Source organism: Bradyrhizobium sp. 132 (assembly GCF_023074185.1).
Classification (GTDB): Bacteria; Pseudomonadota; Alphaproteobacteria; order Rhizobiales; family Xanthobacteraceae; genus Bradyrhizobium.
In genome coordinates, this window is record NZ_JADPKY010000094.1 from 93,693 (window position 1) to 106,423 (window position 12,731).

The window sequence follows — 12,731 nt, forward strand, 5'->3', positions numbered from 1 at the left end:
TCCGATGTCCGACTCTTACCGTGATGCGTTGACCGGGCTTGCCGCCATCGTCGGCGACAAGCACGTCATCGCGTCCGGACCCGACCAGGAGCCCTATGTGGTGGACTGGCGCGGACGCTATCACGGTCGCGCCGCCGCCGTCGTGAAGCCCGGCTCGACCGCAGAGGTCGCCTCCGTCGTCAAGTTCTGCGCGGCAAGGCAGCTCGCGATCGTACCGCAAGGCGGCAACACCGGCATGTGCGGCGCCGCGACGCCGGACGAGCGTACGGCCAACGTCGTGATCCGGCTCGACCGCATGCGGGCCGTCCGCGACGTCAGTCCGCTCGCCAACACCATCACCGTGGAGGCCGGCTGCATCCTCGCCGAGGTGCAGAATGCGGCCCGTGCCGTGGATCGCTACTTCCCTTTGAGCCTCGGTGCCGAAGGCTCCTGCCAGATCGGCGGCAACATCTCGACCAATGCCGGCGGCACGGCTGTGCTCCGCTACGGGCCGACGCGCGATCTCGTGCTCGGGCTGGAGGTCGTGCTGCCCGACGGGAGAATTTTCAACGGCCTGCATGCGCTCCGCAAGGACAACACCGGTTACGCGCTCAAACAGCTCTTCATCGGCGCAGAGGGGACGCTCGGCATCGTCACCGCAGCCGTGCTGAAACTGTTTTCGCCGCCGCGCAGCTCGGCACTGGCGCTGCTCAAATTGCAGGGCGTCGAGCAGGCGCTTGAGATCATGCAACGCTTGCGCGGTGCGGTCGGCGACCGGCTCGGCAGCCTCGAGATCATGTCGCGCTCGCAGATCGAGGTGATCGCGGAGACCGTGCCGCATGTCACGATCCCGTTCGAGCTGACGACGCCGTGGTACCTGATCGTCGAGCTGACCGACACGCTCGCGGGCGTCGATCTCGATGAGCCGCTCGCCACGGTGCTCGCAGCCGCGATGGAGGCAGGGCTCGCCGAAGACGTCATCCTGGCGTCCAACCTCGCGCAGGCGAAGGCGATCTGGGCGGTCAGGCACAGCGTCTCCGAAGGCAACAAGCGCAGCGGCTATGTCGTGTCGCACGACAGTGTGGTGCCGCTGGAGCGTCAGGCTGCCTTCGTCACCAATGTCGAGGCCCGGATCAACGCCGCGGTGCCGCATGCGCGCGTCGTGATGCACGGCCATATCGGCGACGGCAATATCCACGTGATCGCCCTGATCGACCGCGCGCGTTGCCAGGATCCGGACGCAACAGCCGCGCTGGTGGCTGAGATCAACGAGATCGTCGACGACGAGACCGCAGTGCAGGGCGGGGCGATCAGTGCCGAACACGGCATCGGGATCACCAATCGTGGCCGGCTTGCCCGCGTCGCCGATCCCCTCGATATCGAGTTGATGCGCGGCATCAAGCAACTGCTCGATCCCAAGGGCCTGATGAACCCCGGCAAGATCTTCAATGTCGGAGGCACGCGACGATGACAAGCGTCCGCCTGCTTGCCGACGATCTCACCGGCGCGCTCGATACCGCCGCGGAGTTCGTCGGCCTGTGCAGACCGTTCAACGTCACTTGGCCGGAAGCGTCCGCTTCACAGGATTCCGGAAGCCTCGCGATCGACAGCGGCAGCCGCGAGCGGTCGAAGGCCGAGAGCATCGAGATCGTCGGACGGCTGGCGCCGCTGCTCCGCGAGGCGACCATCGCCTACAAGAAGGTGGATAGCCTGCTGCGCGGCGCATGGGCCGCCGAGCTCGGCGCCTGCCTGCGTAGCGGCCATTGGGCGTCGTGCGTGGTCGCGCCTGCCTTCCACTATCAGGGGCGCCGCACCGTGCGTGGGCAGCAATTTGCGCGCACGGTGCAAGGCGGCTGGCATCGGGTCGGAGAGAATCTCCTGACCCAATTGCAACTCGAGGGCATCGAAGCGCGGCAGGGCCGGGCCGATACGCTCTCGCAAGGCGGCGTTCAGGTTTTTGATGCCGAGAGCGATATCGAGCTTGATCATGTCGTCGAAATGGGACGGCGCATGCCCGGGCCCGTGCTCTGGTGCGGAAGCGGCGGGCTGGCCGGCGCGCTCGCCCGCAGCCATCGCGCCGATGCGCCGGGCCGGTTGAAGCTGCCGGTGCTGGGGCTGTTCGGCTCCGATCAGGCTGCCACCGCCTCCCAGCTTTCTGCCTGCGGTGATGCCGCCGTCGCGCTTGCGGAAGGTGAGGGCACGACGCACGTCCAACGCAAGCTGGCCGATGACGGCGTGGCGCTGGTCAAGTTCTCCCTCGCCCACGGTCTGACCCGCGCCGAGGCGGCACGGCGGATCGCTCGCGAGATGACGGCGCTGATCGCAGCGCTTGAACCGCCGGGCACGCTGATCGTTGCCGGCGGGGAGACTTTGAAGGCCGCATGCGTTGCCCTTGGCGCGCATGCGCTGCAGGTGACAGGACGTATCGTGCCGGGATTGCCGCGCTCGATCTTGCAGGGCGGCCGCTGGGCCGGCGTCGATGTCATCTCGAAATCAGGCGCATTTGGCACCAGTGAGCTCTGGCGCGATCTGCTCCACATCAATCATTTGCTCAACAAGGAGAGTCCGACATGACCTCTCGCCATCTTGCCATCACCATGGGCGATCCGGCCGGGATCGGGCCGGAGATCATCGTCAAGGCCTGCGTCGGGCTGAAGGACCGGATCGCGACGGGCGATCTGCGTCTGTTGATCATCGGCAGTGGCGCGGCGCTCGATGGCGCGAAAGCTACGCTCAGTGCCGGCATTGCGATCCCGGAAGTGAGCGCTGAGGATCGTGACTGGCCGAACCTCTGCTTCCTCCAGGCCGACGTCGAGGGCGACCCGATCAAGCCCGGCGTATTGAGCGCGGACGGCGGACGCTTCGCCTACAAGGCGATCGAGCAAAGCGTGCGCCTGACGCAGGCGGGACGGACCGCGGCCATCGTCACGGCTCCGCTCAACAAGGAAGCCCTCAACAAGGCCGGCTATCATTTCCCTGGACATACCGAGATGCTGGCGCATCTCACCGGTGTGCGCGGCTCGGTGATGCTGCTCGCCCACGGCAACATGCGCGTCAGCCATGTCTCGACCCATGTGGCGCTGGAGGACGTGCCGAAGCGTCTGACGCCGGAGCGCCTGCGCATGGTCATCGACCTCACCAACGATGCGCTGCTGCGGCTCGGCATCGCCAAGCCGAAGATCGCCATCGCCGCGCTCAATCCGCACGCCGGCGAGGGCGGCCTGTTCGGCCGCCAGGACATCGACGTGTCCGCGCCGACGATTGCGAAAGCGGTCGCTGACGGCCTCGACGTCGTCGGTCCCGTGCCCGGCGACACCATCTTCGTCAAGCTGCGCGCCGGTCAGTACGATGCCGCGGTGGCGATGTATCACGACCAGGGGCATATCCCGGTCAAACTGCTCGGCTTCCAGATCGATCCCGCGACTGGCCGCTGGCAGGAGCTCTCCGGCGTCAACATCACGCTGGGCCTGCCGATCATCCGTACCTCAGTCGATCACGGCACCGCCTTCGACATCGCCGGCAAGGGCATCGCCAACGAGCACAGCTTGATCGAGGCCATCGACTATGCCGAACGGCTGGCCGCTGGCGCCTCCGCATCCAAGTGACGAGATCGAGCCCACGATGACCAACGCCTTCACACCCATCGAAATTGTTCGCCCCGCCGTCCTCGAATTCGGTTGCGGCACAATCACCGCAGCGGCGCGCTTCGCCGAGCGCATCGGCGCCAAACGACCGCTCGTGATCTCCGATCCGTTCAACGCGCGCCGCGTCGACACGCTGGCGCTGCCGGGTGCAGTGAAGGTGTTCGGCGAGGTCAAGCCCGAGCCGGACCTGCCCAATCTCGACAAGGCCGTGGCGATGGCGCGCGAGGTCAAGCCCGATCTCGTCATCGGCTTCGGCGGCGGCAGTGCGATGGATCTCGCCAAGCTGGTGGCTGTGCTCTGTACCTCTGAGGTGGCTTTTGCCGATATCGTCGGTCCCGAGAAGGTGGCCGGCCGCAGCGTGGCGCTGATGCAGATTCCGACCACGTCGGGCACCGGCAGCGAGGCCGGCACCCGCGCACTCGTCACCGATCCCGTCAGCCGAAACAAGCAGGCAGTGCAGAGTCGCTTTATGCTCGCCGATATCGCCATCGTCGATCCAGACCTGACGATGACCGTGCCGGAGGAGATCACTGCGGCCACCGGTGTCGATGCGCTGGCGCATTGCGTCGAGGCCTATACCAGCCGCAAGGCGCATCCGGCGATCGATCTCTACGCGCTCGAAGGCGCCCGGCTGGTCGGCCAATATCTCAAGCGCGCGGTTGCCGACGGCGGCGATCGCGAGGCGCGCGCGGGTCTGGCGCTGGCCTCGCTGTACGGCGGCTATTGCCTCGGGCCGGTGAATACGACCGCCGGCCATGCGGTGGCTTATCCGCTCGGGACGCGCCATCATGTGGCGCACGGGCTCGCCTGCGCGGTGATCTTCCCGCATACGCTGGCGTTCAACATGCCGGCGGCCGAGGCGAAGACGGCGGCGGTGCTCGCGGCACTCGGACTGCCGGCGCAGAGTGATGCGAAGCTTGCCTTCGAGGCGACTTATGGGTTCTGCAGGAATCTCGGCATCGAGATGCGGTTGTCTGCGCTCGGCGTGCCCCGGGACGATCTCGGCGTGATGGCCGACGAGGCGCACGCCATTCGCCGCCTGCTCGACAACAATCCGCGCGACCTCGGGCGGGATGCGATCCTGGGCATCTACGAGGTCGCGTTCTAGTCGTCTCCGCGCACGCGCGCGGCAGCCAATCAACAATAGGAAATGCAGAGGAAACTTCGATGAGATCGATGTGGCTTGTTCTTGCCTCAACCGTGCTGCTGGCGACGTCGCCGGCGAAGTCCCAGGACGGCTATCCGTCCAAGCAGGTGACGGTGATCGTTCCCTTCGCTGCCGGCGGCACCGCGGATATCTTTGCCCGCATGGTGTCCAACCATCTTCAGATGAAGTTCGGCAAGCCGTTCGTGGTCGAGAATGTCGGCGGCGCCGGTTCGATCCTCGGCGTGACGCGGCTGGCGAAGTCTGCGTCTGACGGTATCACGCTTGGGCTTGCCAGCACGTCCGCGCTCGCAATCAATCCCACGCTCTACGGGCCGAAGCTCAGCTACCAACCGGACAAGGATCTGGCGCCGGTCGCCCAGATCAGCGTCGTGCCCAACGTTCTCGTCGTCAACCCCGACAAGATCAAGGCGCGCACCGTGCCGGAGCTGATCGCCTTTCTGAAGGCGAACCCGGACAAGGTCTCGTTCGGCTCGGCCGGCGTCGGCACCTCGCAGCATCTCGCCGGCGAACTGTTTCAGCAGATGACCGGCACCAAGATGGTGCACGTGCCCTACAAGGGCTCGAGCCAGATGCTGACGGATCTGTTGAGTGGCCAGATCGATCTCGCCTTCGACAACGTGCCGCTGCTGCTGCCGCAGGTGAAGACCGGCCAACTCGCGATGCTTGCGACCGCAACGCCCAAGCGCGCCGCCTTCGATCCGGAAATGCCCGCCGTTGCCGAATTCCTGCCCGGCTTCGAGGCCGTGGCCTGGCACGGCTTCTTCGTCCCCGCGGCGACGCCGAAGCCGATCGTCGAAAAGCTCTCCGCCGAGATCCGCGCCTTCATGCAGCAGCCGCAGACAGTGCAGAAGATGGCTGAGCTCGGCGCAGCCGCGGTCGCGGTGGATTCCGAACCGTTCGCGGCCTACATCGCCGCCGAAACCGCGCGTTGGAAGAAGGTGATCGAAGCCGCAAACATCAAGCTGGATTAGGAGCCAGGTCGACCGTCTGGCAACGTTCGAAGTGGCTTGGGCCGGATCGCGGCTTGGCGCCTGTCGCGCCGGTCCCGCCAAAGCTTCGTGTATGCGCGAAGCTGGCTCGTCGCATCCGGTCGAGAAGCATAGGATGAAGGCGCTCGAGGAAGAGCGCCACCTCTGACGGTCTGTTTGTGAGCGGCTTACCTGGAGTGGCTGGGGAACTAGGATTCGAACCTAGACAAACAGAGTCAGAGTCTTAAATCGCCCGTTGAATCAATTGAACAAATCGGCTCTGTGTTGCGCCTTTGTTGCGCCTCGTGTACACTCAAGCGCAGCAGAGTGAAGGATGGCGCCCAATGTCGATCAGGAAGCGGACTTGGACAACCACATCCGGCGAAACGCGCGAAGCCTATGTGGTGCAGTATTCGATCCCCGAGCTGGACGTCCGCGGCAAGCGTAAGCGGGTCATCAAGACGTTCGATCGCAAGAAGGATGCCGACGCGTTCCACGCCCAAGTTCGAGTCGATCTAGGGAAAGGCACGCACGTTCCAGCGTCAAAAAGCCGAACGGTGGCGGAGGCCGGCCGTAACTGGATTGACGCTTGTGCGGATCTGGAACGCACGACCCGGGATGGGTACGAGCAGCACCTACGCGACCACATCAACCCTTACCTCGGCGGCCTGAAGCTGTCCGTGCTGACCATCGGCGTGGTTCGGGACTGGCAAGATCGGCTCCGGAAGGGTGTCACCGCCCCTGGCCAATCCGAGGCGTCGCCAAGGTCGGCCGACATGATCAAGCGGGTAACCGGCTCGCTCGGCTCCTTGCTCGCTGACGCCCAAGAGCGTGGCCACGTTGGCCAGAATGTCGTCCGCAGCCTCAAAGCGGGCCGGAAGCGCGGCAAGGAGCGTAGAGCCGAACGCCGGGCCAAGGGTAAGTTGAAAATCGGCGTCCACATTCCCACCCCGTCAGAAATCGAAGCCCTACTAGGGGCGGCCGATGGTCGGTGGCGGCCATTCCTGCTCGTGGCGATCCGGTGCGGGCTGCGTGCTTCCGAGCTGCGCGGCCTTCGCTGGCAAGACGTCGATTTGAAAAAGAGCGAACTGCACGTGCATCAGCGCGCCGACGCCTACAACGAGATCGGACGACCCAAATCGGAAGCCGGCGAGCGCACCGTGCCGATTCTTCCGACCACATTGAAGGTGCTCAAAGAGTGGAAATTGAAATGTCCCCGAGGCGCGGAAGGAACGCAGCACTACGTGTTTCCGAACGGCACTGGAAAGGTCGAGTCGCACGCCAACATCATCACTCGCGGACTAATACCAACTATGGTCGCCGCGGGTGTGATCGCGCCAGCCTTGGACAATGAAGGAAAGGCTGTTCGTGGCGAGGACGGCAAAGCGACGCTCACTGCGAAGTATACCGGCCTGCACGCCCTTCGCCATTTCTTCGCGAGCTGGTGCATAAATCGCAAGGTGGACGGCGGTTTAGAACTTCCGCTTAAGGTGGTAAGTGAGCGGCTTGGACACTCGAACATTGCCATCACCGCCGATCTGTACGGCCACCTATTTCCGCGAGTCGACGATTCGGCTGAATTGGCTGCAGCGGAGGGCAAGTTTGGTTAGGTAACGTTTGATTAAGCTTTAGCGCACAATACTGGATACACGTACTCTCTACGGGGCCTGCGGCGGGATGCCGAAGGTCCTTTACGACAGCGGGATGCTGCCGGGAGCTTGAAGCCACACCGTGGCTCGCTTTCGGCCTTAGTGCCCGCACGCGAGCCTCTGCGGAGTCTCGCTGTGAAAGTCCAAACTTCAAAACCCATCGCAAATCCCGACGAGTTCGTTTGGGGTGCCGTTGATATCGGCAAATACCTTGGTCGCTCCAAAGAAGCGACTTGGTTCATGCTCGAGCAAGACCGCGTACCTGGCGCAAAGAAGATCGCCGGCCGTTGGGGCATGCATGTTCCCACCTTCCTCGCCAGCTTCCAAGCCAGTAGCGCGCCGCGCGCAAGCGCCGCCGCCTAATCGCGAGCCAAGGCAACCCCTCACAACGCTCAAGGACCAACACAATGCCCAAGGTCGTCATTCCCGCTACCCCGCTCGTTGAGTCGGACGGCTCGTTCGGTCACCACGTCGACTCGCGCGGTCAGCACCGAATGGAGTCAGACGGCTCGTTCGGCCAGCAGAAGTCGTCGCCGCCCTTTCCCATGTCGAGCACCGTCAACGGCGTGACTATCGTCATGCCGCCCGACGAGCGGAAGTAATTCCGGCACCGATCCGCTTCAAAGAGGAAATCTCAAGTGTCCAAGTTTATCGCCGACTTCATCAACCAGCTCAACGTCAACCGCCCTGTGCAAAAGCAGATCGGCGAGATCATGCGGATCCAGCTTGGGATCAAGAACAGCGCGAAGGAAAAGGCCGCCGGCGCCGAGAAGTCCCCGCGATGGGAACACCTCAACGAGATGGGACGAAAGGCCGCGAAGCGCGAGGAGATCGGCAGTTATGTCGCCAGCAACGCCCAAGCTCGGGTAGCGCTGCGAAAACTGCGTGCCGACATTAAATCGTCCCTGCCGAAACTGCCGGCGCGCGAAAAGGACGACTTGGCGGGCTTCCTGCAGGATCAGGAATATCGTGCGTATGTCCGCGGGCTTCCGCAAGAGCAGCGCGACCTCGCGCAGCGGCTGCATCCGGACATTGCGGCCGCCGTTGCCAGGGCGCCGGCCGTCGTGAGCAACGTTCCCGAGAGCGTCCACAACGAACTCGTTAACGACATGCTCAGGCAAACGCACGGCACCGAACTGGCCAAGATTGCGGCCGATGTCGCAGCCATGGAGATGGCCGACGAACTCATTCGGCAAGCCGACAAGGAAATCAGGGTGGCCGGCGACGTCGCACACCCGACCGATTTCCGCGTGTGGGCGAAACCGTTGGTCGACCCACTGCTGACCGAATCCGGCGCAGATTTCGACGAGCTGTACCGGCGCCAGGAGCCGGAGGCGCTGAACGTGCTCGGCTCGCTCGCGTCCGCGGCTGAGTGATCGACGCTCAAAGGGGGCGACGGTGATCCCGTCGGGGCGGTGCGCTGGCAGCCGCTCAAGCCTGGACTTTCGCAGGTGCAGCGGCAGATCGCGAAGGTCGTCGCCACCGAAAGCGAGGATGTCCTAAGTTCGCCTATAGCGTTGTGGCTCAGAGTTACGTGCGAAAAATCCGGCCGGAGTGCAAAAATGTAGAATGGCTCATCAGCCGGTATGGCGTGCTGCCGGAACGTCCGCTGCGGGATCGCGTTACAGCGATAGAGGCGATGGATCTCCGTCCAGTCTAACTTCTCTCCTTGACAATGAGAGGATACTGCTGCCCAAACCGCAGGTCGAATTCTTGCACGTGGCCTAAAACCGGCGGATCAAATGATAGCCCTTGAGGGTCTTCCAATCCTTGGTCCTTAGCGTTGGCCAAAATCTTGATGTTGTCGGTTCGTATCGACGGCGACCATTCCGAATAAAATCCCGACACGCCTTTCAGGCGAAGCTCTGCACTAGTCGGTCTTGGAAACTTTACGAAGCCCATGAGGTGATCAAATTTTTCAGCCGATAGATGCACGTAGATTTGGACACTATCTTCTTGCGTTTGGCGTTCGAAGTCCCATTCAGATTCGTAGCGGATAGTGCCCCATAGCCGGCATCGATCCTGCCCGTCGGTCGCCTGGTAAACGAACAATCCAAATTCCGGTATTCCACGTTGTGTGCCGAACATAGAGTAGAAGCCAGACTGCCTCGCCTCGACCGACGGCCGTAGCTTGCCATAAATATACTCTGAGATTTCAGCCTTGCTGGTTTCCGCTTCTCCATTTTCAGTGCTGATGCGGAGGTTGCAGGTCGGGATTAATTCGATCGCTTCGAAGCTCAAGCCCCACGCCCAGGGGATATGATCGCCACCGATCTGCTTTCCCCGTGGGTCGAACTCCTTGATGGACCAGGAATAGAGATTCTTGTGCTCTCTGTCGGTGCTCAGAACGACACGGTTGTCGACGCGATATTCCATTCCTCATCCCCCAACTTCCCTCGCGCAATCTATGCGCGAGGGAAGTTCCTGGGCAAGGCTGAATAGCGAGTAACCTTCGTCTACGAAGTCCACGAAAGGGTGCTCTGAAATCAATACGGCGGCATGCCCTTGCTGCCAGCAGTCGCCAAGCAGAGTTCGTACGCCATACGCATCGGTAAAAAGATAGACGTTTAGCGGTATTTTGCGACTCGGGAACAACTGGCAATCCGAGGGCGTTCCCTTCCAGCTCCGGGCTGTGTCTCGGAGCAGCGTAGCGAAGACCTTCCGGCCTCAAAGGATTCATCCTCCTGCGGGGCCGGCTTTTTGGGCGCCGCCGCGGCGTGGCTAACGGGCCTTCGAGGCCGCAAGTTGCGGCGGCTTGCCGCTTTCGAAGTCCGGCCTGACCTCAGCCCCTCGGTTGCCGCATCCGCCGCAGACGAAATGCGGCTCGATATCAGACAAGCGAACATCGTCGGGCCAGCGATCGGCGCTAAGAGCAACGTTATGACCGCAATGGCAGTAGATCAGGACGTGGCGTAAGCCCATCTCGCGCATCTCGCCGAAGGTGATCTTGAGCGGTCGACCCCGGGATTCACTTGGCTTACGTGACATCCGAACCGGCTTCTCCTGCATGCCAACCCTTCTCTGTAGGCTGATAACGCTCTCCGTGTTTCATCAGCCAGCCGCCTTCAACCATCTTCTCTGCCAAAGCCTTCGAGCATGCCGGCTGGTTGCTGCCGGGGTAATACAAGCCGTCTTTGCGCTCGACCATAAAGCCGTAGACGCGCACCAGACGAAGCGTTTTCAGCATGCCGGGAATGAGAACTACGGTCGTGCTCGTCATAGCTCTCCAAATGACGGCACTAACCGAACGTTCCCGGAATCCACTCGGCAAAACCTGCGTCAGATTATCGGCTAGCGGCCGGAACGCGCTCAAGCTACCGCGCGTCGTAGGGTGACTATGCGTCGTTCTTTGGTCTGGAGTTGAGGAGCGGCAAGGCCGGCAGATCGATCGGCTCGTCTGGAGGTCGATCAACCCGGTCCGCCTTCCTTCCGCTGAAGAGGAGCCCAATAGAGCCGGCACCCACCAGCAGGGCCCCTGCGATCATCAACGAGTGTGCCGGCGGTGCTCAGCAGGTAGCAGCCGGACGCGTTTCATAGCTTTCGATTGCCACAACATCCGCCGGTTCACGCTGGCGGGCCTATCCTTTCATATTAAAGGGCAGCGTCCTCGATGGACGCACGCACATCTGCAGGACTCGGCGTGTATACGTTGGTTTATCGCCACAGTACTTTCCAATTCTCACCAACTTTGCCGGTCAGCAAACGAGGGCAAATATGAGACAAGTAGCATCACGGGGACACATTGTGGCTATCAAGAACATCGTCATTCCTCTGGAAGATGAGTATCTAGAAAAGGCAGCAAGGGAACGCGGAATCTCTCGCTCCAAGCTTGCACGATTTCTTATGGAGAAGGTTGTGAACGACGAACTCGTTCCTGCGATTCTCGGTGAGGGCGACTTGTCGAACGTTGAATCTGCCCCCCAAAGGTATCGGCGCTTTCGCAATCGAGCGTAGGCGGGAGTCATTGGTCCGGCGCCACGGACTGCTAGCGGTCACCTGACGGATGAGAGACGGCCCCGGCTTGGCGGCTCATGCAGGGGGACGCCGGGGCCGCTCCGCCAGCTTGGGCGAGCTAGCGAGACAGCAAACCGGATGATGAGGGCTCGGTTCCTAACGGAGTGCCAACAAAATTGGCGCCTCGCACCAGCAGCCGCACATAGGTGCCGCTCTCGTGGAGCTCGAGCCAGCCCTTCTCGATGGCGCACCTGATGCCGGCGCCGAACTCCGCGCCGCTTCCCTTGAGAGTGTAGAGGAAGGGATAGTTGATCTTCTCAGTGTGGATGCGACCGTCCTGTACCGGCTGAATGGCAGCCGCAAGTTCGACCAACTTACGCGCGGCGACTTCCGGATCAGCGAAGGGACGTTCTGTCACGAGTTTCATTGTGGAATCAAAACCTCAACCCCCATGCTTGGCCTGACTTGCCCCGACTGTCATGCCAGTTGGGGACGATATGCACAGATCCTGCGGCGCCGCATGCGGAGCAGACCAGGCGCAAGCCGACGCGCGACCACGGCTGATCCTGCGGGAATGTATCGAGCCGCACGTCGGCCCTGCGATGACAGCGGCCGTTCAGGCATTGGATGTTGCAGGTCGCTGGCCGTCGGCCAGCCATTCCGCAGGGCTGCGGGGAGGATAGTGGCCGGACCATTTCGTGTATCGACGAGCGCGCATGCCGCCATCAAAGCGGCATCGTAAGCACCTCGCAAACTATCGATTGCTAGTAGCTCGGAACGCGCTCGAGCTACCGCTTGTCGTAGGTGGGTCGGACAGAACGAGGCATGCCGCCATCAAAGCGCCATCGTAAATACCTCGCACATCGATTCCTAGTAGGTCCAAGCGCCCGCGAGCTACTGCGCGTCGTGGGTGGGAAAGTGCTGCTTCCTTGAGGCCCGCTCTTATGCTGGCAATTTCCATAAATCCGAGATTAATCTGACGTGGGACCTGCAATGTGGTTCCATGGAATGAAAATAGGGGCTTGCATCACCATGTTCGACACGATCCATTCTAACTATCCCGCGTTTATTGCGCTGCGCACTCTCGGCGACCTCGACAAGTATGAGGCCGCGCTCGATAAATTCGCGGACGGCGGAAGCCGCGTTCAATTGATGACGTCTCTGATTGGGCTTGGTATTCCGGCGAATCAGATTCGCGTCCTGGCGAGCTATCCCGGCCGAGCGTTGCCGGCGATATGCGCGGAGTGAGCGTCCCTTGCCGGGCGACGACGCTACTCTTACGATGTCCACAATGGTCCCGATCAAGAAACCAACCGACTGCCACGACTGTGGGCGTTCTGTCTCAACGAACGCTGCGGCATGCCCAAAT

14 protein-coding genes are annotated in these 12,731 nt (G+C 62.3%); 10 read left to right on the top strand and 4 right to left on the bottom strand.

The window, feature by feature from the left end; translation table 11 throughout:
* Window positions 1-4 precede the first annotated feature (4 nt).
* From IVA74_RS16420 to IVA74_RS16460, 9 genes are all read left to right on the top strand, one after another.
* Window positions 5-1,450, top strand: a complete 1,446-nt coding sequence (locus IVA74_RS16420) for an FAD-binding oxidoreductase (RefSeq protein WP_247345733.1) — start codon at window positions 5-7, stop codon at window positions 1,448-1,450.
* Entirely contained in the window at window positions 1,447-2,553 is a 1,107-nt protein-coding gene (locus IVA74_RS16425) for a four-carbon acid sugar kinase family protein (RefSeq protein ID WP_247345735.1), read from the top strand. Before IVA74_RS16420 ends, IVA74_RS16425 begins: the two co-directional genes overlap by 4 nt.
* On the top strand, window positions 2,550-3,584 hold the full coding sequence (gene pdxA / locus IVA74_RS16430; protein ID WP_247345738.1) for a 4-hydroxythreonine-4-phosphate dehydrogenase PdxA: 1,035 nt from the start codon (window positions 2,550-2,552) through the stop codon (window positions 3,582-3,584). The genes IVA74_RS16425 and pdxA overlap by 4 nt, the downstream gene beginning before the upstream one ends.
* 16 nt (window positions 3,585-3,600) lie before the next feature.
* Window positions 3,601-4,731 carry an iron-containing alcohol dehydrogenase gene (locus IVA74_RS16435; protein WP_247345742.1) on the top strand — a complete coding sequence of 377 codons (1,131 nt, stop codon included), beginning with the start codon at window positions 3,601-3,603 and terminating at the stop codon, window positions 4,729-4,731.
* A gap of 59 nt (window positions 4,732-4,790) precedes the next feature.
* On the top strand, window positions 4,791-5,762 hold the full coding sequence (locus IVA74_RS16440) for a tripartite tricarboxylate transporter substrate binding protein (RefSeq protein WP_247345746.1): 972 nt from the start codon (window positions 4,791-4,793) through the stop codon (window positions 5,760-5,762).
* A gap of 341 nt (window positions 5,763-6,103) precedes the next feature.
* Window positions 6,104-7,369: a site-specific integrase gene (locus tag IVA74_RS16445; protein WP_247345749.1), complete on the top strand. Its 1,266-nt coding sequence runs from the start codon at window positions 6,104-6,106 to the stop codon at window positions 7,367-7,369.
* A 174-nt stretch (window positions 7,370-7,543) separates the two neighbouring features.
* Window positions 7,544-7,771 (top strand): hypothetical protein, encoded by a 228-nt coding sequence (locus IVA74_RS16450; protein WP_247345752.1) that lies wholly within the window; start codon window positions 7,544-7,546, stop codon window positions 7,769-7,771.
* 44 nt (window positions 7,772-7,815) lie between these two features.
* On the top strand, window positions 7,816-8,010 hold the full coding sequence (locus IVA74_RS16455) for a hypothetical protein (protein ID WP_247345755.1): 195 nt from the start codon (window positions 7,816-7,818) through the stop codon (window positions 8,008-8,010).
* Between the two features lie 36 nt (window positions 8,011-8,046).
* Window positions 8,047-8,784: a hypothetical protein gene (locus tag IVA74_RS16460; protein WP_247345757.1), complete on the top strand. Its 738-nt coding sequence runs from the start codon at window positions 8,047-8,049 to the stop codon at window positions 8,782-8,784.
* A 280-nt stretch (window positions 8,785-9,064) separates the two neighbouring features.
* Here IVA74_RS16460 and IVA74_RS16470 read toward each other — a convergent pair whose 3' ends face one another.
* The 4 genes from IVA74_RS16470 to IVA74_RS16485 all read right to left on the bottom strand — a co-directional run bounded on the left by IVA74_RS16470 (window position 9,065) and on the right by IVA74_RS16485 (window position 11,789).
* Complete coding sequence (locus IVA74_RS16470) at window positions 9,065-9,784, bottom strand: hypothetical protein (protein WP_247345760.1); 720 nt, start codon at window positions 9,782-9,784, stop codon at window positions 9,065-9,067.
* 345 nt (window positions 9,785-10,129) lie between these two features.
* Complete coding sequence (locus IVA74_RS16475) at window positions 10,130-10,417, bottom strand: hypothetical protein (protein WP_247345763.1); 288 nt, start codon at window positions 10,415-10,417, stop codon at window positions 10,130-10,132.
* Window positions 10,386-10,628, bottom strand: coding sequence for a hypothetical protein (locus IVA74_RS16480; RefSeq protein ID WP_247345766.1), 243 nt, complete (start codon window positions 10,626-10,628; stop codon window positions 10,386-10,388). Before IVA74_RS16480 ends, IVA74_RS16475 begins: the two co-directional genes overlap by 32 nt.
* A gap of 852 nt (window positions 10,629-11,480) precedes the next feature.
* Window positions 11,481-11,789, bottom strand: coding sequence for a hypothetical protein (locus IVA74_RS16485; RefSeq protein WP_247345769.1), 309 nt, complete (start codon window positions 11,787-11,789; stop codon window positions 11,481-11,483).
* A 605-nt stretch (window positions 11,790-12,394) separates the two neighbouring features.
* Between IVA74_RS16485 and IVA74_RS16490 the strand changes: the two genes are divergently transcribed.
* On the top strand, window positions 12,395-12,610 hold the full coding sequence (locus IVA74_RS16490; protein WP_247345772.1) for a hypothetical protein: 216 nt from the start codon (window positions 12,395-12,397) through the stop codon (window positions 12,608-12,610).
* Window positions 12,611-12,731: the final 121 nt, after the last annotated feature.